General features: G+C 52.7%; 16 protein-coding genes. 7 read left to right on the top strand and 9 right to left on the bottom strand.

Features of this window, described 5'->3' with window-relative positions:
- Positions 1-33: 33 nt before the first annotated feature.
- Entirely contained in the window at positions 34-1,671 is a 1,638-nt protein-coding gene (locus P8N76_05200) for a YifB family Mg chelatase-like AAA ATPase (GenBank protein MDG2381048.1), read from the bottom strand.
- Positions 1,672-1,777: 106 nt separating this feature from the next.
- On the opposite strand from P8N76_05200, the gene P8N76_05195 reads away from it, so the two are divergent.
- Entirely contained in the window at positions 1,778-2,989 is a 1,212-nt protein-coding gene (locus P8N76_05195) for an ATP-grasp domain-containing protein (GenBank protein MDG2381047.1), read from the top strand.
- A 29-nt stretch (positions 2,990-3,018) separates the two neighbouring features.
- Here the strand turns inward: P8N76_05195 and P8N76_05190 are convergent, their stop codons facing one another.
- Positions 3,019-3,312, bottom strand: coding sequence for a DUF493 domain-containing protein (locus tag P8N76_05190; GenBank protein MDG2381046.1), 294 nt, complete (start codon positions 3,310-3,312; stop codon positions 3,019-3,021).
- A gap of 476 nt (positions 3,313-3,788) precedes the next feature.
- Between P8N76_05190 and P8N76_05185 the strand changes: the two genes are divergently transcribed.
- Complete coding sequence (locus P8N76_05185; protein ID MDG2381045.1) at positions 3,789-10,328, top strand: lamin tail domain-containing protein; 6,540 nt, start codon at positions 3,789-3,791, stop codon at positions 10,326-10,328.
- A gap of 134 nt (positions 10,329-10,462) precedes the next feature.
- On the opposite strand, the gene P8N76_05180 is transcribed toward P8N76_05185, so the two are convergent.
- The 4 genes from P8N76_05180 to P8N76_05165 all read right to left on the bottom strand — a co-directional run bounded on the left by P8N76_05180 (position 10,463) and on the right by P8N76_05165 (position 16,479).
- On the bottom strand, positions 10,463-12,151 hold the full coding sequence (locus tag P8N76_05180; protein MDG2381044.1) for a fatty acid CoA ligase family protein: 1,689 nt from the start codon (positions 12,149-12,151) through the stop codon (positions 10,463-10,465).
- A 15-nt stretch (positions 12,152-12,166) separates the two neighbouring features.
- Positions 12,167-12,757 carry a DJ-1/PfpI family protein gene (locus P8N76_05175; protein MDG2381043.1) on the bottom strand — a complete coding sequence of 197 codons (591 nt, stop codon included), beginning with the start codon at positions 12,755-12,757 and terminating at the stop codon, positions 12,167-12,169.
- 143 nt (positions 12,758-12,900) lie between these two features.
- The gene (locus P8N76_05170) at positions 12,901-14,124 is read right to left on the bottom strand and encodes a DUF1444 family protein (GenBank protein MDG2381042.1); all 1,224 of its coding nucleotides are present in this window, start codon (positions 14,122-14,124) and stop codon (positions 12,901-12,903) included.
- Between the two features lie 12 nt (positions 14,125-14,136).
- Complete coding sequence (locus P8N76_05165; protein MDG2381041.1) at positions 14,137-16,479, bottom strand: DUF1343 domain-containing protein; 2,343 nt, start codon at positions 16,477-16,479, stop codon at positions 14,137-14,139.
- 217 nt (positions 16,480-16,696) lie between these two features.
- Between P8N76_05165 and murQ the strand changes: the two genes are divergently transcribed.
- From murQ to P8N76_05150, 3 genes are read left to right on the top strand one after another with little or no spacing between them, the layout of a single operon-like run.
- Complete coding sequence (gene murQ / locus P8N76_05160) at positions 16,697-17,587, top strand: N-acetylmuramic acid 6-phosphate etherase (protein ID MDG2381040.1); 891 nt, start codon at positions 16,697-16,699, stop codon at positions 17,585-17,587.
- A 33-nt stretch (positions 17,588-17,620) separates the two neighbouring features.
- Entirely contained in the window at positions 17,621-18,553 is a 933-nt protein-coding gene (locus tag P8N76_05155) for a BadF/BadG/BcrA/BcrD ATPase family protein (GenBank protein ID MDG2381039.1), read from the top strand.
- A gap of 3 nt (positions 18,554-18,556) precedes the next feature.
- Positions 18,557-19,585 (top strand): sugar nucleotide-binding protein, encoded by a 1,029-nt coding sequence (locus P8N76_05150; GenBank protein MDG2381038.1) that lies wholly within the window; start codon positions 18,557-18,559, stop codon positions 19,583-19,585.
- Here the strand turns inward: P8N76_05150 and P8N76_05145 are convergent.
- A complete protein-coding gene (locus tag P8N76_05145; GenBank protein ID MDG2381037.1) occupies positions 19,570-20,700 on the bottom strand; it encodes an aminopeptidase in 1,131 nt (376 codons plus the stop codon). The two genes, P8N76_05150 and P8N76_05145, sit on opposite strands and share 16 nt — an antisense overlap.
- 12 nt (positions 20,701-20,712) lie before the next feature.
- Entirely contained in the window at positions 20,713-21,255 is a 543-nt protein-coding gene (locus P8N76_05140; protein ID MDG2381036.1) for an NUDIX hydrolase, read from the bottom strand.
- A gap of 202 nt (positions 21,256-21,457) precedes the next feature.
- Here P8N76_05140 and P8N76_05135 point away from each other — a divergent pair, with 202 nt between their 5' ends.
- Both P8N76_05135 and P8N76_05130 read left to right on the top strand, forming a co-directional pair.
- Complete coding sequence (locus tag P8N76_05135; GenBank protein ID MDG2381035.1) at positions 21,458-22,573, top strand: site-2 protease family protein; 1,116 nt, start codon at positions 21,458-21,460, stop codon at positions 22,571-22,573.
- Positions 22,574-22,587: 14 nt separating this feature from the next.
- Complete coding sequence (locus P8N76_05130; protein MDG2381034.1) at positions 22,588-23,082, top strand: hypothetical protein; 495 nt, start codon at positions 22,588-22,590, stop codon at positions 23,080-23,082.
- Between the two features lie 230 nt (positions 23,083-23,312).
- Here the strand turns inward: P8N76_05130 and P8N76_05125 are convergent, their stop codons facing one another.
- Positions 23,313-24,647, bottom strand: coding sequence for a Gfo/Idh/MocA family oxidoreductase (locus tag P8N76_05125; protein ID MDG2381033.1), 1,335 nt, complete (start codon positions 24,645-24,647; stop codon positions 23,313-23,315).
- Between the last annotated feature and the right edge of the window lie 92 nt (positions 24,648-24,739).

Here is a 24,739-nt window from a genome sequence, read left to right as displayed (position 1 = left end):
GACGGTTTCAAGGGACGGTTTCAAGGGACGCGATCAACGATTGTTGAGTTCTGAATGGGTTTCACGATCGAGCAAACGGTAGTGAATCGCTTCCGCTAGATGATCGGCTTGGAGTTGTAATGAGCCGTTGATGTCAGCGATTGTTCGGGCCACTCGAAGTATTTTGTCGTGGGCGCGAGCCGAAAGGCCCAGATCGTTGAGGCTGGACCGAACAAGTTGGCTACTGGCTGCATCGAGGACGCAATGTTCTCGAATCTCTCGACTGTTCATGCGTCCGTTTTGTCGTGTGAGGCTTTGGTCGAACCGTTGCCGCTGTGCCGCTCTGGCGAACACGACTTGCTCCCGCATTGTTGCTGAGTTGGTTCCAGCGGCTTTTGCGGCCAGTTCTTGGTAAGACACGGCTGGTACCTCAAGGTGAATATCAATTCGATCAAGCAGAGGGCCACTGATTTTGGCCAAATAACGTTCTACTTGAGGTGTGGAGCACTGACAGCGGCGCCGAGGGTCATGGCGATATCCGCAGGGGCAGGGATTCATCGCCGCGATGAGGATGAAGTTGGCGGGGAAGGTTGTGGAACGCAAAGCGCGTGAGATGGTGACCTGTCCGTCCTCCAGCGGTTGCCTCAAGACTTCAAGTGTACGGCGGTTGAACTCCGGCAATTCGTCGAGAAAGAGGAGACCATTTTGCGAAAGGCTGATTTCTCCCGGGGATGGAGGGCTACCGCCGCCAACGAGTCCAGCTTCGCTGATCGTGTGATGAGGTGCGCGAAACGGTCTTCTCACCATCAAGGCAACCCCTGCCTGCATCTTGCCCATCACGCTGTAGATTCGACTGGTTTCGATCGACTCACTCGCCGTCAATTCGGGCAGGATGGTGGCGACACGAGATGCCAACATTGATTTCCCCGTGCCGGGAGGTCCAACCATTAACAGGTTGTGGCATCCGGCTGCTGCGACGGTGAGTGCCCGCTTGGCCAGCTCCTGTCCTCGCACGTCCGCGAAATCGTTTTCATAATGGGAGTGTTGTTGGAACAAGTCACTCACTCGTGAGGGGGCGGGGGGCAGGTCGATCTGACCGCCGAAAAAGCCCACGGCTTGAGCCAAGTTTTGCACAGGAATGACATCCAAAGATTCAACGACGGCCGCTTCGGCGGCGCTGGCGGTTGGCACAACGATGCCCCGATTTCGATCTTTTGCTGCACGAATTGCCATCGAGAGGGCGCCAATCGTCGGTCGAGTTAAGCCTTCCAGAGAAAGTTCGCCCACGACTGCATAATGGCCGAATTTGTCCGGGGCGAGTTGTCCACTTGCGGCCAGAATTCCCAAGGTGATGGGTAAGTCGAATGAAGCGGCTTGCTTGGGAAGTTCACCTGGGGCCAGGTTGATGACGATGCGATCTCGAGGCCGAACGAAACCTGAGTTGACGATCGCGCGTGCAACACGATGAGTACTTTCTTTGACGGCTTGATCGGGCAAGCCGACCAGGATGGTGCTCGGCATTGATGTCGATGTCACGTCGACTTCGACCTCCACGGGAACAGCTTCGATACCAACCAATGCGTAGGTTTTGAGTTTGGAGAGCATCTTTGCTGGGCCTTGGGGGAAGGGAGTTGGGTGGGCGAGACGATTCGACCGCATTTCCTGATAAACGCGAGATCGACAATGTCGCATTTTGCGACTTCCTCTCGATCGAAGCAATGATCAGTGAGAGCTTGAAAGGCAGGCGGTGTGACGGCAGGGGCGTTTGATTTTTGGCTGAGGGCAGTATCATGATTGCATGACATCTGACTTGACCCAGGAAGAGGTTGCAGCATCGCATAAGCTGTTGATTGTTGGAGCTTCGGCAAGATCCGCTGCCGAATCGGCGCAGGCGACGCAATTCCAATTGGTGGCTGCTGACCTGTTTTCTGATCGTGACTTGCTTTCAATTTGTGAAGCGATCCGGCTTGAGCCTAACTACCGAGGTCTCAATCAGTGGATCGAGCGAGTGTCCCCCGACTATTGGATGTACACGGGAGCGTTGGAAAATCATCCATCACTGGTCGAAGCGACTTCGGTCCGCGTTCCCTTGTTGGGAAATTCGTCCGATGTGCTCAAGCAGGTTCGAGATCCTCGTCGACTAAGTGCGGTTGCTCAGCAACTGGATTGTCAATTTCCAAAGACGATCTTCGGAGCAGGGGCCCAGCCAGCAACTGGTCGCTGGCTGGTCAAGCCGCTCCGATCTGCGGCCGGGCTTGGTATCACGTGGAGTTTGAAAGGCGATCGTTTGCCGGAGGGTTGTTACCGTCAACGCTACGAAGAAGGCTGCTCTTGTTCTGCTGTGTTTGTGGCTCAGAAAACGGGAACCAAACTCTTAGGTGTCACAAGGCAACTGGTGGGTGACTCTGGATTCGGGGCAAGCCAATTCCAGTACTGTGGCTCGATCGGTCCTTTGGAGCTCACCAGTAGGCAGCGGCAGAAATGGCATGATCTGGGCTCCTGTCTTACCCGCGAATTTGGCCTGATGGGGCTATTCGGTGTCGACGCAATCCTGCAAGATTCGTCTCTTACGCTGATCGAAATCAATCCGAGATATACGGCTTCCGTCGAAATCTTGGAACGATCGTTGGGGCGCATTGCGATCCCGCTCCATCTTCAGGCCTGTCGCGGTCAGTCGATTGATACCAGGTCAATTTCGTCTGTCCCTGCGGACGTGGGTCACGGAAAAGCGATCGTTTATGCCCCTGGCGATGTGACGATCACGGCTGCTTTTCTTGAGGCGATTGATCAGATGAACCAAGATCAACAAGTGGTTGCTGATTTGCCGCGTCGGAATTTGAAGGTGGCTGCAGGCAGTCCTTTGGTGACCGTTTTTGCTTCTGTTGCCAAGGCAGCCGAGCTTGCTGAAGCAAAGGAAATTTCCTCGGTTTATCAAAGGCTGCGTCAGCGAGCCGAAGCTGTCACTTCCCTGTTGGACTTTCGTGGGGCCAAAGTTGTACGCCAGAGATGATCGGATTGGTTTCCATTTCTCGGGCGTTGCTACATCACCATGACCACACCTTCGACATTTCGGAGTCGATCATAAACGTCCAGGACAGTTTCTGCGGAGTCGATAACCGGTTCAAGCGTGACCGAGACGTGCTCGCCATTTGGCGTTGCTCGCATGTTGAATTCCGGGTCCACTGCCATCCCCAGCGCTTCTCGCACGGTAGCGACGACCCGTGCCTCAAAAGAGTTCTCGCTGATGCCAATTATTTTTAGCAGGAATGGGCAGGGAAACTCGTGCGTGTTGTTCAAAAGCGTTAATGATTCTTCCCGGCGATCTTCGGTCACTTTCGGAGACTCCTTTGCCTTGGGGTGACGTTACAGCATTAAGTTTCGTTTTCTAGTCAATGGAAGTCGGATTGCAAGAAGTTTGCTGGATCATACTAGAAAACGAGAATGAATTTTGATTTTCAAGTATGATAGCGTTGTCAAGACTATCCGTGACAGTCAGAAATCTTAACTTTCCGTCCGTAATGCACTGTAACAAAGCTTGCGTTCGTTAGGGCGACCCGATTACAGTTGGTCCGCCCAATTTGAGGTGGTTAACGGTTTTTTTTGCATTGGGTAATTTTTACGAGTGTTTCCACGCGTTCGCGCAGGAAACTTAGGCGGGTTCTGTCTTCTTCCTTGATCTCATTCGCAGTGAGCTGAATATGTCCCTATGTCGTCAACGGTCGTGGAACGTTCTGCACTCCTTTACTGCTCGCTCTGGCAGTTTATTTTCTTCCCTCCAGACACGACGGCGACGTCCACGCAGTCGTTCATTGGAGTCACTTGAGCCTCGCGTCGTTCTCGCCGGCGATGTGTTGATCGCCGAGGTCATGAGTTCGAACGATGAGACGCTCAAGGACGAAGATGGCTCCACGCCCGACTGGCTTGAGATTTACAACAACGGGCAACAAACTGTCGATCTGTTGGGCTGGCATTTGACGGACCAGATCAATGATCGCACTAAGTGGACGATGCCTGCTGCGGAATTGGAGCCGGGTGAATCGATTGTTGTGTTCGCGTCTGGCAAAGATCGGGCGGATCCCGCGGGTGAACTGCACACGAACTTCAAGCTCGGCGACAACGAGTATCTGGCCTTGTTTGAACCCGATGGCCGTACTGCGTCGGACGAGTACAACACGCTGCCGGATCAGTACACCGACATTTCTTACGGGATTGAGCAGGGAGTCGAGTTGCGAGATTTCGTCGCCGAAGGTTCAGGGATTTCGGTTTTGTTTCCAGGATCTGCTGGTGAAGACGTACCAACTGCGACCTGGACGGGAGCCGATTTTGATGATGCAGCCTGGGATACACTCAATTCGGGGATTGGTTTTGATGACGATCCGACCGATGGCGATTTCAGTTCGCTGATCCATGCCAATGGGGATGCGAGCGCGATGCAGGGAAAGACCGCATCCGCTTATCTTCGCAGCGAGTTTGAGATTCCCGGCGACGTGTTGCCGACCTACAAGTCACTCGATTTTACGATCAATTACGATGACGCTTTTGTCGCCTTCTTGAATGGTGAGGAGATTGCTCGGGTCAACGGTCCCGATTCATTGGCATGGGATTCGGTCGCGACAGCCGAGCACGGTGGCATTGCGGAAGCGATTGACTACTCCGATTTTACAAACGCAGATAGTCGAGATGATTTCACCCTGTTAGGCGACGCCAAATGGGCGGGCGATGTTTTACGGTTGACGGAATCCGTTGCCGATCAGACTTCCGCGGCTTGGTTGACCAACACGGTGAGTTTTGGGCCTGATTACACCTTTTCTGCCTCCATGACCTACGACATTCATTCGCCCAACGGCGATTTTGCCGATGCGGATGGGATTGGAGCGGAAGGTTTAGTGTTTGTGCTTCAGTCCAATGACAACAATGTGTTGGGAAGTGCCGGAGGAGGGTTGGGCCTTGATAATACCGGATCGACCTTCCTGGCAATTGAGTTGGACAGTAACGCAAATGGTTCGTTTGATGAAGGTATCGCCCTGGCGAGTCACATCGGGATCAATACGAATGTAGCTGGCAGCGTGGAACGCAAAGGGATCCCTCGATTCAACGGCAATGCAATCTTCCCCAACATTCCGGGGCCTGGTGTCAACCTGATCAGCTTGTGGGTCGATTACTCGGGAGAAACTAACCAGCTGGACGTTTACATGTCCACCGATGGTGCGAAACCTGCCGAGGCGACCATCTCGACGTCGGCCATTAAGATGGCCGAACTTTTCGGGGGGGCAACGGAGCTCTTCGCTGGCTGGACATCGGCGACAAGTGGCGCGACCAATGCCCACGATGTCTTAGATTGGGATATCATCACTGGCATTGGTGAAATTGGTCGAGAGTCAGAATCGTTTGACATCACCGCGCATCTGGAATCGCTGAAAACCGGCACGAATGTGTTGGCGATTCAAGGCCTCAACATTAATGCGGCTGATGAAGACTTCCTTATGGTGCCTCGCTTGACTGCTGAAGAAGTCGTGGCTGGCGAACGGCTCTACTTCATTGAGCCCACTCCGGGTGCCTTTAACGGTGACGGAGGAGCCCCACCGGCAGGGGACGTCATGTTCTCTCACAACAGTCAGGCGTTTGTTGATTCCTTTGATGTCGAGATCAGAACGGATTCAACGACTGCGGCCATTCGATACACGCTGGACGGCACCCTGCCTGATGAGACTTCCACGTTGTACGAAGGTGCGATTAAAGTTGACGAGCCGACGAGGCTTCGTGCTCGTGCTTTTGAAGGTAATCGTAGTGCCGGTCCGGTAAATACGGTCGGGTATATCCAGCTTGATAATAGCCTCGCGAAATTCGAGAACAATGAAGTCTTCACTTCTAACTTGCCTTTGATCGTCTTTGACTCCTTCGGGGATCGTGCGGTGGATTCCGATTCGAATCGATTGGTTCCGACCGTTGGTTTGTTTATCGATCCGGGCGAAGATGGGCGAGCCAGTTTGTTGGATGAGGCTGAATATGCTGGCCGAACGGGCGTTCGCATTCGTGGACAAAGTTCCCAAGGTTGGGCCAAAAAACAGTATGCTGTCGAGATTTGGGAAGAGGAAACGGACGATTCCGAACGGCAGTACGCTTACGCCGTTTCCGATCGAGATGTCTCGATCTTTGGCCTGCCGGCCGAGTCGGACTGGGTCTTGAACGGTCCTTATTCTGACAAAACGCAGTTGAATAATTTCCTGACCTTCAATTGGTACCGTGACTTGGGACTCTACGCACCGCGTACGCGGTTAGTGGAAGTCTTTGTCAATGCTGACCGCGATCCGAGTAAATTGAATTTCTCGAAGGATTATCGCGGCACCTATGTGCTCTCGGAAAAAATCAAAACTGGCGACGATCGGGTCGACATCTCCGATGCGGACTCTACCGCAACTGCTGAGGATCCCGCGATCACAGGCGGTTACATCTGGAAGAAAGATAAGTCGGGGGCGAATGACAGGCCGTTCAGAACCAGTCGAAACCAAGAGTTACGAATGGTAGAGCCGGGCGATAAGCCACGTCGAGCCGAGGATGGTCCTCAATATGTGACGGATGTCCAAAAAGATTGGCTCAAATCACACATCAACGAATTCGAAGCGGCCCTTTATGGCGCTGACTTTGCAGATCCGCAGGCCGGCTATGCAAAATACATCGACGTCGATTCATGGGCCGATACTTGGCTGATGGTCGAGATGACGAAGAATATCGATGGTTTCCGGCTCAGTACCTACTATCACAAAGATGTGGGTGGCAAGATCAAGCAAGGTCCAGCTTGGGATTACAATCTCTCACTTGGTAACGGTAACTATCTGAATGGTGCGAATCCGGAGGGTTGGTACCACAGCGGCATCAGCCAAGATCAATATCCTTACTGGGACCGCTTGTTTGAAGATCCCAATTTTGAGCAAGCCGTTTCCGATCGCTGGAATGAGTTGCGAAAAGATGAGCTCTCGACTGAAAAGTTGATGGCTGACATTGATGCAGCCGTCCAGCAACTGTCCGATGGAAATCCAAGGCTCGCGAATCCTGCTGCCAATGAGCCTTCGAATCCGATTTCTCGAAACTATGATCGTTGGACATCCGGCGGTTATGGCCTGAATCGATATCACTGGCCCAATTGCTTCTTCGGTCAAGGGGGCTGCCCTCGGTCGCCATTGCCTCGATCGATGTCTTCAAACGGTCAGCCGAATAGTTACGATGACTACATCTACATCATGGAGTGGTTCCTGCAGAATCGCGTTGAATGGATGGACAGTCAGTTCCCGGCACCCGTGGATATTTCACCGGTAGGCGGAGTTGTCGAGGAGGGAACGCTTGTCACCATGACGGCGCCCGCTAAATACGAGATTGCTTACACGCTAGATGGAACTGATCCCCGGCAGCCGGTGATTGTCGAAGATGAAATTTCCTTGTTGGATACCGGAAAGCCAGTTCAGTTTCATGTGCCAAGTGATGGCACGCTAATCGATAAATGCGATGATGGAAACTTTTTGCAAACGGCGGACGTTTGTTTCATCAATCGTGCGTACACAGCTGGTGCCAACGGTGAAACTTGGACAGACGTTACGTTGCCTGTTGGTTTCGACACGCAAGGAGATTACGACGCACTGATTGCGACAGATGTCGAAGGTCAAATGCTGAACAAGAACGCATCGGCTTACATTCGTGTGCCCCTTGATTTTGATCAAGCCACGAAGGACGCTGCGGATGGATACAAGCTAAGCGTGAGTTATGACGATGCATTTGTGGCCTACGTTTGGTGGCAGTCTTTGAAGACACCTGTGGAACTTGCTCGTTCTGCAAACGTTCCCGGCGAGGCGAAATCGAGACCGATTAATGCGTTGGCCTACAATGAGTCGGCGACAGAAACGAATCCGGATGAATTGGCGACGAATTATCTCGAATACGATATCTCGAAAATCCGGAGTTACTTGAGCACGAATAGTCAGAATTACATCGTGTTCCAGGTTCTGAATGAGAATGTCGCCAGTGACGACTTCCTGTTCGACGCCAAGGTCTCGGCGATTACGAGTCGCGTGATTGTTTCGCCTAGCGTAAAGATTTATGACGGTCCGATCTCAATCGGTGCGAACACACAGATCATCGCACGCGGGTTTGATTCGCAGCAGCAAGAATGGACCGGGGCAACCACCGCCAATTTCCTTGTGGATTCTCCGCAGATCGCAGTGACGGAGCTCAACTACAATCCGCACGATCCGACTGCGGGTGAATTGCAAGTGAATGCCGAACTCAATAACGACGATTTTGAGTTTGTTGAAATTCAAAACGTTGGTCCGGAGCCGGTTAATCTGTTGGGAAGCTATTTTGACGGTTTCCAGTTCACCTTTGGTGATGTGGAATTGGCCGCGGGTGGCCGTGGTGTGATCGTCAAGAACCAAGCCGCATTCCAACTGCGTTATGGAAGTGACCTGCCGATTCTCGGGGAATTCCTCGATGGGGGTCTCAGCAATAATGGTGAACGAATCCAACTGTTGGATGCTGCTGGCGGAACGCTCGTCGATCTTAGCTACGACAACAACAGTCTGTGGCCGGAAAGTGCCGATGGTCGAGGGGGAACGCTGAACCTGGTCAATCCGGCTTTCACGCCAGGTGAAGATGCCAGCAAGTATTACCATTGGAAAGGCAGCACCGAATTTGGTGGGTCACCCGGAAACGCGGCCGCTGCTCCGATCGGCGTTGTGATCAACGAAGTGTTGGCCAATTCCAATGCACCCGTTCCACAGTCGGATTCGATCGAATTATTCAATCCAACAAGTGAACCGATCAATATCGGCGGCTGGTATCTGAGTGATTCGGTCGGCGAATCAACGAAGTATCGTATCCCGGCTAACACGGTAATTGGTGCGGGAGATTATGTCGTTTTTGACGAAACACAATTCAACGCAAATCCCGAGGATCCCAATAGTTTTGCACTCAGCAGTCTCAATGGAGATGACGTCTGGCTGACCATTGCCAACGAAGATGGTCAAATTGAGTCGTTCGTCGATGATGTTCACTTCCGCGCTTCATTGCTCGGTGAATCCTTTGGGCGAGTTCCCAACGGGGAGGGGCGATTGACGCCCATGCAACAACTGTCGCTCGGCGCCGTCAATGGAGATGCTCGCGTTGGCCCCGTTGTGATTACGGAAATCAATTACGCTCCAGGTGAACCGACGGCTGCTGCCCTCGCCATCGATCCTTCGCTGGATTCGGCGGATCTCGAATTCATTGAAATCCACAATTCTGCTCTGCAAGTCATCGATTTGACTGACTGGAGAGTTCGGGGTGGGATTGATTTCAACTTCGATCCAAACGAATCGCTCAACAGCGGTGAAACGATCGTGCTGACAGGATTCGATCCAGAAAACGCCGGAAACGCATCGCGGCTTGCGGCTTTCCGTTCGCATTACGGCTTGGGTGAACAAGTTCGGATTCTTGGTGGCTATGGTCAACAGTTGAGCGGTTTGGGCGAACGAATTACCTTACTCAGTACGGACATTTCCCTGATCGACGAACCGATCCAGTTGCCGCGTGTGCAAGAAGACGAAGTGGTCTACGACAACCAACAGCCCTGGCCAACGCAAGCAAATGGTGACGGTGCGTCAATTCATCGTCGGGCTGCGGATGCCTACGGCAATAACGCCGCATCCTGGTTCGCGACAGGCCCGACCCCAGGTGTCGTTGAATTTGGCAATCCGCCCGGTGATTTCAACCAAGATGGTCAGGTAAATGAAGCTGATATCAATTTGTTCTTTGGAGAGTTGAATTCAGCCAATCCTGATCTGACCTATGACCTCAACGGTGATGGATTTGTCAATAACGAAGATCGTAATGAGTTAATCGAGTCGGCGATCGGTACGTCTTACGGAGACGCAAATCTTGATGGTCTCTTTGATTCCGGTGACTTAGTTGTCGTATTCCAAATTGGCGAATACGAAGATCAAATCGACGGAAATTCGACTTGGGGTGATGGCGATTGGAACGGTGACGGTGAGTTCTTATCGGGTGACCTCGTGCTCGCCTTCCAGCGTGGGACTTACGCAGCCGCCGTGCCAAACGCGGCCGCCATTGTCCAGCCCAACCTGTCACCAATTATTTCCGCGTTAGAAGCGGATGTCGCGTTGGCGAAACGTCAAGGAGAAACGGTGACGACCCAGCGCACCAAATTGACGCGATTGGTTGCATCCGAGGATGTGGAGGTCGTGCTCGAAGATTTTGATTTTGCCACGCGATCTTTTGATGAAAGAGATCGTGCGTTGGAAGCAGGATCAACGGGTGATGAAGCAGTTGATGATGATCTGCTCGATCTGCTGACGGCCGAATAGTCGAGCGGGCGGAACGTCGAAAAACGAGTTGTTGTGTGAGGCCGGGGGACTCTTCTTTCCGGTCCACACCAACTCGTTTTGTTGCGGCGCACGGATGGTTTGCCTGCAGGCGACAACGCCAGGAGGCTAAAGCGTTATGCGTCCAATTCTTTCGCGGCCCATACGGACAGCTGTTCGCGAAAGATCTTTGCGTTATGGCGAATGTCGACCGGTAAGGCGGCTCGTAGCAAAATGTGATCGAGTCGGATGTTGGACGTGAGTTCGTTCTTTTGTCCGAGTTCGTGCAATTCTTGTCTGAGCTGTTGCTGGGCAGACTCATCGTTCGAAAGTTGGTCCGGCCAGGGCTCGGCAATGAGCACGGGGTGCTGGCGAGGGGCTTGCCCCAGACCGACGAGTGCTGAGCGATAGATGGCCGGGTGCTGATTGAAAATCGCTTCACAGCGAATTGTAAACATGGTTCCGCGTTCTGTGACCAGGCGATGCGCCTTGCGTCCACAAAACCAAAAGCGATCAAGTTCGTCGAGGTAGCCGACATCTCCCATTCGATGCCAAATCGTTTCATCGTTGATCTTTGCCAGTAGATTACTCTCGGTTCGTGTCACATATTCGGTTGTGACGACTGGACCTTGCACGATCAGTTCGCCGATTTCGCCTTGGGGTAATTCTTCGACTTCATCGATCGCCTGGATGGGATCGTCGTGAATGCGAATTACTTTCCATTTGATTTTCGAGAAACGTCGGCCTACACAGGTGCCCGCTCCTACTGCCGTTTGCTCGGCGGTTGACTCTAACACTTCGGTTCCGGAGATCGTTGCGACGGGTAACGCCTCCGTTGCACCGTAAGGTGTGTGGATGTCTCCGTCGACGGCAATTGCGCCCTTCAGTTTCTGGAGAACGTGATTGGGAACAGGAGCGCCTGCCGATAGGACACGACGTAGCGTGGGCAGCTTGATATCGTTGGCTTCGCAGTGTTTGCCAACCGCGTTCCATAGTGCGGGTGAGCCAAAAGCTTGAGTGATTTTCCAGTCTTGGATTGGTTCTATGATGTTCGCTGGATTTACCTCCGCGGGACGTGTTGGGTCCATGTCGGGAATTACCGTGGTGACTCCCATCACGCTATTAAACAAGGCGAATAAAGGAAAGCCAGGCAGGTCGATTTCGCCCGGTTGGATCTCGTACATGTCCCGCAATTGTTGTACCTGTTGCGAGAAATTCCCATGTCGATAGAGAACTCCTTTGGGAGGACCAGTGCTACCGGTCGTGAAAATAATGGCCGCTGGATCATCGGCATTCACCGCCGGTGGCTGGAACTCCTCGGCCGAGTGGAGTCGCAACTGTTTTAGAGTTGGGCCTCCCCAGCACCAGCGTCGCCCGACGGTGACATTGAGTCGGGCGTTTGGGAAGTTGCGACGGTAGAGGATGCGAGCGGCTTGAGCGATTGAAATGCCGACGAACCCATCTGGCTCCGCATCTGACAAACATTGGATCAGATGATTTCGTCCCATGCCGGGATCGATTAAAACCACGGTTGCTGCAGCTTTGAACAATGCGAACGTCAAGGAGATGAAATCGAGACCCGGTCGGACCATCAGCACGATACGCTGTGCCGGCTGCAGGCCCAAAGACTGCAAGGCGGCAGCGATCCGATCACTATCCTCGTTCAATTGCTGAAATGTCAGTTCGTCGTAACAGCGACGGCCCTGATTGACCCGTTTATTCGGTGCCGCAACGGCGATTTGATGAGGGCGATCAGCGGCTATCACCGAAAGTTGTTGACCAATGTTTTTGCTCAGCTGGATTGCGGAAGCTGATGGCGTTTGCATCGACATCGATTTCCCCTAATCAACACTCACGGGAGTACCCAATACGCGCAGGAATTCACGGATCCAAGCTGGATGAGCGGGCCAAGCCGCAGCGGTGACCAGCTGGCCATCAACGTGAGCGCTATCAAATGACTCGGAAGGAGGCACATATTGGCCACCTACGGCAGTGATTTCAGGCTGGACGGAGGGATAGGCGGAGCAGGACTTGCCTTGCAGCACACCGGCGGCCGTGAGGATTTGGGCTCCGTGGCAGATGGCAGCGATCGGTTTGTCCTGTTCTGCGAAGTGCTGCACGATCTTTAAGACGCGATCGTCTAAACGGAGGTACTCGGGTGCCCGACCGCCAGGGAGTAACAATGCGTCAAAATCGCTGGGATTTATCTCATCGAAACTGGCGTTCAGGACAAAGTTATGTCCTCGTTTTTCACTGTAGGTTTGATCGCCTTCGAAATCGTGAATCGACGTGGGCACGTAATCTCCGGCTTGCTTGCCCGGGCAGACAACGACGGGGTCATGTCCGACCATCAGTAGCATCTGAAACGGGACCATGACTTCATAGTCCTCGACATAGTCTCCCACAAGACACAGAATGCGTTGCTTGGCCATGGTTGGGGTCCTCTGGCTCGGTCTGCCACCGTTCGTTTCGGGTGACCATCGTTGCAGTTAGAGTGGTTCGAGGGGCAACCTAGGGTGCCTCGAAACAAGAGACCTAGACTATCGCATAATTAGCACGTCAGGAAAATAACCCGTCAGTTGGGATCGATCTCTGATAATTCTTGCGCGCTTGGGAAATTGCGAACTCGGTAGCGAGGTGGAAAAACATCTTCAGAAACAAGTCGATCACCAAATGCTGTTTGGACGGTGCTCCAACTGGCATTTGGGAGATCGGTTGATCGTCTTGGTTGATTGGAATCAGAGGCGTTGAAGAAAATACGATCTGTTTTGGGTAACAGGCATTCTCGGTCTTGTGACCACACGCAGTAGCTAATGAGTTGTTGGGGCCGTTGGCCTTGCGTGATGCAAAAGTCGCTGATTTCGACATCGTCGTACCGACTTTCACACCAAGCTTGCAGAATTGGCTGTTGATTGGCGTAGTCTCGCGCGATCGATTCTACGTGTAACGCCGTCAATTGTTCTGCGGCGGGGTGCGAAGCAGGCGGGAGCCAGGGCGTCCATTCATCGTCGTGTAGTCGAAAGGCGATTCCGCAGAGCGGACGTGGTTTCTTGAGGTATTCACGGCTCAGATTTGCCAGCAATTGTAAGCCTGCCTTTGATTTGCTTCCCGTTATCAGCAGTGAATCACGGTTAGGCACCATTGCCACGGGATCCCCCATTACATCGAGCTCACGAATCAAATCGGCAACGAGCATGCGACTGGCATCGTAGTGATCTTCGGTGGCAGAGACGTAGATCTCGCCCTCGACAGTGGCAAAAGCTGCTTCTAACTCTGCTAGGTTATTTTGCGCCGTTTCGATTGCCTCGTAATATGAAACCCCCCAAGCTTCAAGCTGGCTGCGCTGCAACATCAGCATTGCTTCTGGTAGATCATAGACCAAGCCCACTGCCAAATGTTCGGCGATGGGCGAATGGGGCCAGGCAAAATTCTGATCGCCATCTACCCAATTTTGTAGTTCGGTAAGGCTGTAGTACGATCGGTTTCTCAGCGACAGCAACAGGTCGGGGCTTGCCGAGTCGAAATCACTGGGAGGCCTTTTATGGGACACCAACAAGGATCGCACCGCGTTTTGTAAAAAAACACGACGACTGCGTACTGGCCTTGTTAAAAATTCGTCGTACAGATTTGAGAGGTTAACGTTGCCGACGTTTTTTTTGCGGTGACTGAACGTGAGCTGAAAGGCTTGTGAGTCATAAGTTGCCTCGCGTGTATCGCCTGCTGAAACGAGATCGCGCATCACGATTCGCGCAAACTTGTCTCGGCTGGGTGCGATCAACAGATAATCAAAAAACTTCATCGGAATCGATACTCAATCGTAGAGTAAAAATTTTGCTCGTCGGTGACGGAATTCGTTTAACTCGTCCTGGAACGAGGCTCGAATGGCGGTTCGTGAACCGCCTGCGTGAAGGAGTTTCATCACTTTGGCGTCCGCAAGAAGTCGATCATAGGAGTCCGATTTCCATTGTTGTGGGTACATTGCACGCAGACAGATTGCAATTTGAAAGCCTACATCAAGTGGGTTAATTTGTGAACGGTCGGTAATCAGCAGTTGTACACCTTGGCACTTTTTCCCTTGATGCACACTTGATTCCGGTTGAAACCGAACTGGTGTGAAACGAACGCCGGTCAGCTTTGCTGAATTCAATTTCGCGGCCAGTTTGTGCCCATTGATCCATGGGGCGCCAATTCGTTCAAACGGTGTATCCGTCCCGCGACCGACCGATAAGTTAGTGGTTTCTAACAGCCCGACTCCTGGATAGAGAATCGCCTGATTGAGATTGCGCATGTTGGGGGATGGATTGACCCAGCTTAAACCCGTTTCATCGAAATAGGTCGATCGTTGCCAATTTTTCAATTTGATGACGGTTAAATCAAGGTCCAGATTGAGTTCTGCCTTGAACAGAGTTGCAATTTCGCCGATTGTCATTCCATGCCGGACGGGCAGCAGGTGGAAGCCGACGAACGATTCTCGCCCTTGATCTAGAACGGGTCCATCGACGGTGATGCCGTCGATAGGATTGGGTCGATCGAGCACAATAAAACGTTTGCCATGCTCGGCAGCGGCTTGCATTGCCAAGCCCATCGTAGAGATGTAAGTGTAGAATCGCGTGCCAATGTCTTGGATGTCAAAGACTAACGTATCGATCTCTTGCAGTTGTTGTGCGGTAGGTTGACGAGTTTTTCCATAGAGGCTGAAAATCTTCAGGCCCGTCGATTCTTCGGTGGAGTCGGCGATGTTGGTCACATCCAAACTTCCCGCGAAACCATGTTCGGGACTGAAGAGAGCATTGAGCTGAACGTGCGGGAACTCGCGCAAACGCTGCAGGTTTTGGCGTCCCGCTTGATCGATGCCCGTATGGTTGGTGATGAGACCAATGCGTTGATTGGTTAACGCCGAGCATGAGGAGGCACACAGTTGATCAAGGCCCGTTGATATTGGAGAGACGGTCTGCTTTTCGGCAGCGGGGCGCCGCAGTAAAGTGTCATCGATGGCGGCCGATGCCACGGTGGCAATGCGTCCCGCAAGGGAATTGATATTGCCTTTCCCATTGGGATGTACCCGGTTACTGAGGAAGATGAAAAATAAATCCAGTTCCGGGTCGATCCAAAGCACCGTTCCGGTGAATCCGCCGTGCCCGAAGGCGCGCGGCGAAAATAGCTCAGAGCGATTCGATGAATAAACGCTCAGCTTGTCCCAACCCAAGGCTCGCTGATTTCCCGATACAGAGCGACCTGCTGTCATCGTGGAAACCGTTAATGGGCTTAAGATGCGCACGTCATGATATTGTCCCGATCGCAGCATCATCTGGGCGTAGACGGCCAAATCTTGGGCGGTGGAAAACAAGCCCGCATGGCCCGCAATACCACCGAGTTCAAAGGCGCGAGGATCGTGGACTTCGCCTTGCATCCATTCGTTTGCTCGGATTTCGGTCGGTGCGGCCCGTTTTCGCTGGGACTCAGTTGGAATAAATCCCGTATCGGTCATATTCAAGGGGCCGAATAGATTCTTTTGCGTGAATTGGTCGATGTTCTCACCCGTCGTGCGTCGGACCATTTCGGCGAGCACAATGAAACCGACATCGGTGTAAACAAATCGGGTGCCAGGCTCGACGAACGTTTTCAAGTCATTGATTCGTTGAAAGGCCAGTTGAGGGCCGTCCAGGTAATCCTTCAGTGCGTTGTCCGGGATCAGTCCACCATGGTGAGTCAGGAGTTGTGTGATCGTGATGTCCTGTTTCCCATTGGCAGCGAAGTCGGGCAGGTAATCGGAAACTCGGTTGCGGAGTCGAAGTTGACCGCGTTCCACCAGCATCATGACACTGGTGGCGGTTGCCACGGGTTTCGTGATCGAGGCCATGTCAAACACCGTGTCGATCGTCATTGGGCTGGTTTCTGGCTCGAGATGTCGATTCCCGTAAGCACGTTGGAAGGCAATCTTGCCATGGCGGCCGATCAGGATCACGCAGCCTGGCATTTTCTTGGCTGCCAAGCCCTCGGCAACGAGTGCATCAATTCGAGCTAAATCACTCGAACGCATGCCCACCATCTCGGGGACCACTTGAGTCAGTTTGGGGGGAGCCGCAAATCCGAGATTGGTCGATACCACCAACAGACTGAGGAGACCGGCGACGATCATTTTGGCAAACCACATGAAAATTCCTCGGTAGGCAAATGATTTAATGCAAGAAGGATGCTCTCTATTGTGATTCAGAATTAGGCGATGTGCCATCCGACTTTGTCTTTTACGGCGGGACTCCGGGTCGATTTCCATGGCCGATGATTGTTCAGCGGTCCCTGATTTTGTCGCTTTCGCCCCCAGTTTGTTCGGGTCGGTTGTTCAAACGCGATGAAACGATCAAAATCAAGGGATGCTCGAAAAACTTACCACCGAAGGAAGAAATCCGGCCGCTCAGCGAATCGATGAGTTGACGTCGCTCGAAATTGCCCAACTGATGAACCGTGAGGATCGTCAGATCACGGTGGCAATTGAAAATGAATTACCATCCATCGCAGCTGCGATCGACGTGATTGCAGATTGCCTGCAACGTGGCGGGCGATTGATTTACATTGGTGCTGGCACAAGTGGCAGGTTGGGCGTGCTCGACGCTTCCGAATGTCCTCCAACATTCAACACGGACCCTGAACAGGTCGTAGGAGTCATTGCAGGAGGATATGGAGCGTTGACCCGATCGATCGAAGGCGCGGAGGATCATCCCGAATCTGCCGTTGCGGATCTTCAGGAAATCGGATTCTCGCCGGCAGATTGCCTGGTGGGGATTGCAACAAGTGGGCGAACCCCTTACGTCGTCGCCGCTTTGACTCATGCCCAAGAATTGGGAGCTGCGGCGATCGGAATTGCCTGCAATGCCGATTCTCAGTTGTCTTCGGTTTCAGACATTACGATCACGCCCGTTGTCGGACCGGAGGTAATTAGCGGGTCCACGCGATTAAAGGCAGGCACCGCGACCAAACTCGTCCTCAATACTCTGACCACGGCCGCGATGGTCCGATTGGGAAAGACCTACGGGGATTTGATGGTCGATTTGCGAGCTACCAATCAAAAGTTGAAAGTGCGTTCGAGGCGCATTGTTCGTGAATTGACCGATCTGAGTGAAGCGGCGGTCGATTCGTTGTTGGATGACTGTGAAGGTGAAGTCAAGACGGCAATCGTCGTCAACCGACTTGGGATTTCGCCTGCGGAAGCTCGAACCCGCTTGCAGAAATGTCAGGGGCATTTACGAACGGCGATCGAAGGTTGAATCGGCTGATCGGTGGAACGAGAGTGTTCGCACATGCAAAGAAAATTATTGTTCGGCATCGACGGTGGAGGTAGCAAAACCACCGCCTGCTTGGCAGAAAGCTCGCAGACCGGACCGATCATTTTATCTCGTGCGACGACAGGTTCATCGAACCTCGTTGTTGAGGGTGCAGAGCTGGCCTTGGGAAATCTCGAGGCCGCGATGCGAGAGGCCTTCCTGAGCTCGGCGATCGACTGGCAGCCCGTGTCCAGCATCTGTTTTGCCCTAGCGGGCAGTGATCGACCTGGAGTGCGACAGACGGTTGCGGGCTGGGCGAAGTCCTGTCGGTTGGCGGAGCATATTTTGATTGTGAATGATGCCGAACCGTTGCTGCAAGAGTTCGCGGGGGAGATTGGCCAAGTTGCATTGATTTGTGGTACTGGCTCTTTCGCCTACGGGCGGTCTGTCGATGGTCGAATTGCTCGTGCTGGTGGATGGGGGCCTGTTATCGGTGATCAAGGTAGTGGCTACTGGTTGGGGGTTGAATTGCTTCGCAGTGTGTCATTGGTCTTCGACAAACAGCGTCAACCGTCAATGTTGATTGACCGTGCCCTTGATTTTCTCCGGCTGTCCGATCCTCGCGAGTTGCCGCAGATTGCGGCTAAGCGAGGTCGATCGTTCATTGCATCGCTGTCAAAGTTAGTCGAAGCTGCCGCAGTTGATGGTGATCCGTTGGCGATTCAGCTTTGCCACATGGCGGCCGGTGACCTTTATCGACTTGTCCAATCGGTCGCATCGCAATTGCAGTTTGCGACCGCTGGTTTCGACTTGATTCTTTCCGGTGGGCTGCTTCAAAATCCATCGGTTGTTGCTCGCATGCTTGATGAAGCATTGGCCGAAGCGAATGTTTTTCCACGTGCGATTCATCGGTCATGTGATCCCATACTCGGTGCGGTACGGTTGGCCTATTTGAAGATGAGTGAGTAATCGATGATTTGTGAAATTGAGCAACTTCCCGATCCACCACTGCCTTTGTTGATCACGGGAGTTGCGGGGGTGGCTGGTTACGCAGCATTGCATTATTTTCGAGCGCGGTATCCTGGCCAGGTGATTGGAATGCGCCCCGTTCGTAACTGGCGTTTAAAGGGAGATGGTGTCGTCGGCTGCGACGTGGAAAATCAAGCGATGCTGCAACAGCTCTTCGATCGTCATCAATTTGCTTCAGTACTCGATTGTGCAGGCAGTTGCGCGTTGAAGGCTTGCGAGTTGGACCCCGCGATGGCGTGGCGGATCAATGTGCAGGGCGTTCGTGAATTATTGAAGGTGATGCAGGGAAGTTCGACGAGGCTGGTTCATCTTTCCATCGATCTGGTTTACTCCGGTGTGGGCTCGGGGCGGCACGTGGAAACCGACGCAACGGATCCGGTGAGCGTATTTGGTAAAACCATGTCGATCGCCGAAAGCCTAGTTCAACTCGCGCGTCCCGAGGCGTGTCAAGTTCGGATTTCGTTGCCGATGGGGATTAGTTTTAACGGGCACGCCGGCGCGATTGATTGGATTCAATCACGTTACAAACAGCAAAAGCCGGCGACGCTATACTTTGATGAAGTTCGCACACCGACCTATACGGATTGTCTCAATCGAGTACTGCAGATCATGTTGGCTAACCGTGAAAGCGGCCTGTTTCACGCGGGAGGGCCACGGGCACTTAGTCTGTACCAAATCGCACAAATCGTAAATCGTGTCGGAGGGTACGACCCGCGAAATGTGATGGGTTGTTTGCGAAGCGAGGCGGGGCCGATCCCTCCTCGAGCTGGGGATGTTTCAATGGACTCAACACGCCTCGAACAAATGCTTGGCTTCGCGCCGTTCGATCCTTGGCCATTTCACTCGAAATTTGTTCCCACCCATCCTGAGTGGCATTGGGATCGGTCCGAGTCGATCAAAGGCTCGCCGGAGCTGCTCAGGGAGGTCCTTTATAAGAACCCCCGATTGTCAACAGCTCATGCCAAGGGTTGAGGGAATGCGGGGTTCAGGAACTTGCCGTTTTCGCTGATCAGTTCGCCATCGACAAAAATTTTTCCGCCTTGCCGCAGATCACAGACCATATCCCAATGCAGGCCGGATTGATTCTTACCACCTGACTCTGGGTAGGATGAACCAACGGCAGCGTGGAACGTGCCACCGATCTTTTCGTCGAAGAGCGTGTTCTTCGTGTACTCGGTGATCGAATAATTCGTGCCGATCGCGATCTCTCCCAACACACGTGCACCCGCATCTTGATCAAGCATGGCGTGGAGAAATTCCTCGCCTTTGGAAGCCGTCGCTTCTACCACTTTGCCATGCTTGAAGGTAAAGCAGATGTCATTGACCTCCCGTCCGCCATGAACGGCGGGAAAGCTGTAACGAACGACTCCCTCGGTGGCGTCTTCAACCGGGCCGGTAAATACTTCTCCGTCCGGAAAGTTTTCGTGTCCATCACAATTCAGCCAACGGCGTCCACTCACATCGAGCTTTAGGTCGGTTCCCTGTGGAGTTACAAATCGTAATTCTTTCTTGCCATTCAAGAATTCGACAAGATGCTGTTGCTGTTCACTAATCGCTCGCCAAGCCTCTGCTGGCCGATCGCGATCCAAGAGGCCGGCGTGAAACACGAAATTTTCATAGCTGGCGAGGGACATTTCCGCATCTTGGGCGGAAGAATTGCAAGGGAATTGAGTGCCGACCCAACGAAGTTGCCCATCGGCAGCCCGTTTCAGATAGGTGTCTAAGTAGCGCTTTCGAGCTTGGCTGACTTTGGCCTGACGTTCCGGAGAAACTTCCGTCAATGCTTTTGAATTCGTTTGACCCCAGATCGCGATCAAGACATCGATGTTTTCAATTTGAAATTGGGCAACGGGATCTTCGAAAGTGAGCTGCTGCTCAGAACCCTCGGTCAAAAGGATTTCTTTGCATTCTTCTGGTTGCATCGAAATGACTGGATGGCCGCCAACAGAGACGACTTGGCGATAAATGGCTGAAACCAATGGGCTGGTGAGTGGTGGGCCCGAGATCAAAACCAAATCACCTTTTTTGACTTCCGTTGAATAGCCGACAAGCACATCTGCCAAGTTATCAATACGTGGATCTCGCATGTCCTCTTCCTTTTATTCCCATGATAGATGCCGTGTTTCGTCTGATTGAAATTGCTGGCACCAAAGTAAACCCACGATTGTTTTGGCATCACAGATTTCACCGGAGGTGATCATCGAGATTGCCGCCGGCAGTGGCAGCACCAGGTTGTCGATTTCTTCGCCAGCTTCACGATTCGGCTGACCCTCCACCAAATCATCGGCGACAAACAGATGCATCAACTCGTCCAGGATACCTGGAGCTGCATAGAAGCGGGTTAGCTGTTGGATCGCACCTGCCGTATATCCCGTCTCTTCTGTGAGTTCCCTTTTAGCGCAGGCAAGTGGTTTCTCATTGGTCTCCAGTGTGCCTGCCGGTAACTCGATGAGAGGCTGGTCAACGGAGATCCGGAAATTTTTGATCAAGCAGATCTGACCGTCTGGCAACCGCGGAATGATGACGACCGAGCCCGGATGCCGAATGACTTCACGTTGGTGGAGCGATCCGTTTGCCAGCATACGCTGGCAGCGAGCCACCTGGAATCGATCGGCCGTTAACAGGATCTCGTCAGCAGACACGCAGTAACGCTTTCTTGACGTGTAAATGGGATTTCTTGCTCTCAGCACGATGCGAAAAACCGCTTGGCAAGAAATTTGGAAAAACTTTGAAACATCCTAGGGCAACTTGTCGTAGTTGAACAGGCACGCGGCTGTTTATCCGTCACGAAAAGATTGATCCCCCCGTTTTTCGTTGATACGCTAGAGGGTGAAGCCTGTCTTGATGAAACTTCTCACTACTCGCTCCAGCGAATGGCTTTTCCAGTGGATAAATGTCCCGATGAATGATCAAGGCATCTGGAGTCTCAGAATTGGTCGTTGGAGGGGCATCAACGTTCGTCTGCACATGTTTTTTGTGCTGTTTGCGGCTTTCACTTGCTATCTAAGTTGGCTTGACGCGACACTTGGCAAAGCGGATGGTCTGATCTGGAATGGCCCTCTGCTCTTGATTGTATTGTTAGTCAGTGTGATTGCTCACGAAGTTTGCCATATTGCGGTTGCGAACCGACTTGGAGGTCAGGCCGATGAAGTTGTGCTGGGGCCGTTGGGCGGATTAGGTCCAGCACCTTGGTTGCCTAGCCCTCACAGTGAACTTGTATCCGTGGCGGCGGGGCCCCTCGTCAACCTAGGGATCTGCTTGGTCGCGGCGGTTTTACTGGCGTTGCGAGGTCATCTCGAGCTGGTTGGTTTGATGTATCCGCTCGCGCCACAGGCACTTGAGGTCGGCGATACGTTAAGTGTCGTTTTGAAGATGATTTTTTGGGTCAATTGGCTGCTGGTTCTTGTGAATCTTATCCCTGCTTTTCCGTTTGATGGTGGGCAGGCGTTGAAAGCTGCTCTCTTCTGCAGGCGGCCTGACATGGATCCGCAGACGGCCTGCTTGACAGTCTCCCGTGTGGCTAAGCTAATCGCGTTGGGATTACTTATTACCGCATGGTTTGTACGAAATGAAAATCCCAATAACGTCGTGCAAACTTGGTTTGCTCTCGTTCTCCTGGCAATCTTTGTTTATTTCAGCGCTCGCAAAGCTGAGGAACTTTCGGAGCCGGTCTTGACCGACAACCGGCTGTCAGATTACGAATTTTCATCGGACTTTAGTAACTTTGAAGCGACTGCCCCCAACTGTTCGACACAGACAAACACCAGTCCTCTTGTTTCTTGGTGGCAACGTCGGAAAGAGCAACGTCAGTCGCGAAAGCTACAGCAAGACTTCATCGAAGATGGGAAGGTCGACCTGATCTTGTCACGGCTTCACAAATCCGGATACGATAAATTGACAGTCGAGGAACAGGCTATTTTGGAGCGTGCCAGCACACGCTATCGTAATCGTCTTGAATAAAAGCGAGTGCGGATTTGGCGCGACATTCGAACGATCGGGAGGATCTCCTACGAGAAGCCGTCAGGCTCGTCCATCGTGTTGAGTTTCGACCGCTGTCGTTCTCGGATTCGATCGTGATTGGATTTCGCGAAAACGGTGCCGCGAGTCTATTCGTGGGCCAAGACGAAACCTACCAATTTAACTCCGATCTGCAATTGCGCCGCGCCCATTGGCAGGGGGAGTTGATTAAGGCGAGTCGAGGCCGTTTGGTTGGCTTGAATCGGGAGCATCGCTCGAACGAAACTCGCCTATTGCGACATGAATTTAACGCTCAGGAGACGTCTGAGTTGCTAGGAAGATTGCGTTCAAGAATTGAAGAGCTGAGGAAGTCAATTGAAATGGGGCAGTTCGATCTAGTTGGTGAAGTCAGTGCCGATGATCGGTCTGTGATCGAAATGTCGCATCAGTGGCTGGCAAGTTTGGCCAATGCTGATTCCATTGAAATCGCCGACCGCCCCAACGTCAACTGATTGGAACTCGCTCCAAGCGGGCGATAAGGATTCTGTTTGACCACGTTCGCTCGCTCGCTGATTTGAGTCGTTCCAGGCGACGTTTCAGCCTATGCAGAATAGTCGCTTCCGAGGGGACAGGGGGAAGTTATATGCTGAAAAAAATAGCTTGTCCGATGACCGTAAAAAAAAATGGCAGCGCGGGTAATCCGCAACTGCCACCTGTTGATTGTTTGGTAGCCGATCGGGGGCTACACGGTTTTCGTGGTTCCCGGCATCGGAATTGGGTAGTTCATGTCTTCATCGGGAAGAACGGGAGGAGTATCGTCATTGCTGGTGAATTCATCAACAGGCGCGATGACTAGCTCGGAATTCAACGCTTTATCCCAGTCGATGTTTTTGCCGGAGTACGTGGCCATTCTTCCAAAAATGGAAGTCATGGAGCTGAGCGCACCATATTCGCCTTCGTTGGGACGTTCACCCTTTCGAAGTGAAGCGAACAAGTCGTGATGTTCCTGTTGATGACCACCGCCACCGCCACGACCGTAGCTCCAAGTCACGTTGCCATTCGGGTCGTAGATCGTTGCGCCACCGATATTGACGGACCCCTTTGTGCCGTGAGCATGTTCCGACACGCTGCTCCATGTGTCGCGGATATGGCGACACTGGCTAAAGCATTTTGAATCATCGCCATAGGTGAATTCAACCACGTGATGATCGAAGATTTGTCCATGATCTTTCCCGGTACGTACCTGACGTCCGCCTTGGCCTTGAGCCGTTTTGGGATATCCCTTCATCAGCCAATTGATCACGTCCAGATTGTGGATGTGTTGCTCAGTAATGTGATCACCGCAGAGCCAGTTGAAGTAGTACCAGTTGCGCATCTGGTATTCCATCTCCGTTTGGCCTTCACGTCGGGGACGAACCCAGACACCGCCGCCATTCCAGTAGGCACGTGTGAGGATGATGTCGCCGATGGCTCCATCTTGCAAGCGTTTGATGGTTTCCACATAGCGAGGTTCATGGCGCCGTTGGAGACCCACGGCCATGGCGAGATTTTTCTCTTTGGCTTTGGCAGCTGTCGCGAGGACGCGGCGCACTCCGGGTGCGTCAACAGCTACCGGCTTTTCCATGAAAACGTGTTTGTTTGCATTGATGGCTGCTTCGGCATGTTGTGGTCGAAATCCGGGAGGTGTCGCCAGAATGACCAGATCAATGTCCGAATCCAGAACGTGCTTGAACGCATCGAATCCAACAAACTGGCGATCCTGCGGTACATCGACCTTGTCACTATGTTGTCCCTTGAGCCCTCGAAGGCTTTGTTGCAGACGGTCGCTGAACGCATCACCCATTGCGACGAGTCGTGTTGGACCTTCGGTGTTCATCGCTTGACTCGCCGCGCCTGTTCCCCGACCACCGCAGCCGACGAGGCCAATTCGAATTTCATCACTCCCGAAAGCGTGAGCGGATCGACTGAAGGCGAGCTGTCCAGCAACTGCCCCGCCAGCGACAAATAGCGAAGAGTTCTTAATGAAACTGCGTCGAGAAGTGTTGTTGGTCGTGTCTTGTTCAGGCTTCTTCGTCATCTGGTTCTCCTGGCTATTCTCGGAGCTATTCTCGGGACCGAGTAGGCGGTGTGGTTGATTGAGGCAGGCGTCGTACCAAAATGTCCAGCCTT

This window comes from Pirellulaceae bacterium, assembly GCA_029243025.1.
Lineage (GTDB): Bacteria > Planctomycetota > Planctomycetia > Pirellulales > Pirellulaceae.
The sequence above is the reverse complement of the archived record's forward strand: the minus strand, read 5'-3'. Positions and strand labels throughout refer to the sequence as shown.

Bases quoted from the DNA above. Each gene is read 5' to 3' on its own strand.
- P8N76_05170 (MDG2381042.1), bottom strand. From the start codon at position 14,124: ATGAAGTTTTTTGATTATCTGTTGATCGCACCCAGCCGAGACAAGTTT.
- P8N76_05200 (MDG2381048.1), bottom strand. From the start codon at position 1,671: ATGCGACATTGTCGATCTCGCGTTTATCAGGAAATGCGGTCGAATCGT.
- P8N76_05195 (MDG2381047.1), top strand. From the start codon at position 1,778: ATGACATCTGACTTGACCCAGGAAGAGGTTGCAGCATCGCATAAGCTG.
- P8N76_05155 (MDG2381039.1), top strand. From the start codon at position 17,621: ATGCAAAGAAAATTATTGTTCGGCATCGACGGTGGAGGTAGCAAAACC.
- P8N76_05125 (MDG2381033.1), bottom strand. From the start codon at position 24,647: ATGACGAAGAAGCCTGAACAAGACACGACCAACAACACTTCTCGACGC.
- murQ (MDG2381040.1), top strand. From the start codon at position 16,697: ATGCTCGAAAAACTTACCACCGAAGGAAGAAATCCGGCCGCTCAGCGA.
- P8N76_05165 (MDG2381041.1), bottom strand. From the start codon at position 16,479: ATGTGGTTTGCCAAAATGATCGTCGCCGGTCTCCTCAGTCTGTTGGTG.
- P8N76_05180 (MDG2381044.1), bottom strand. From the start codon at position 12,151: ATGCAAACGCCATCAGCTTCCGCAATCCAGCTGAGCAAAAACATTGGT.
- P8N76_05150 (MDG2381038.1), top strand. From the start codon at position 18,557: ATGATTTGTGAAATTGAGCAACTTCCCGATCCACCACTGCCTTTGTTG.
- P8N76_05135 (MDG2381035.1), top strand. From the start codon at position 21,458: ATGAAACTTCTCACTACTCGCTCCAGCGAATGGCTTTTCCAGTGGATA.
- P8N76_05145 (MDG2381037.1), bottom strand. From the start codon at position 20,700: ATGCGAGATCCACGTATTGATAACTTGGCAGATGTGCTTGTCGGCTAT.
- P8N76_05175 (MDG2381043.1), bottom strand. From the start codon at position 12,757: ATGGCCAAGCAACGCATTCTGTGTCTTGTGGGAGACTATGTCGAGGAC.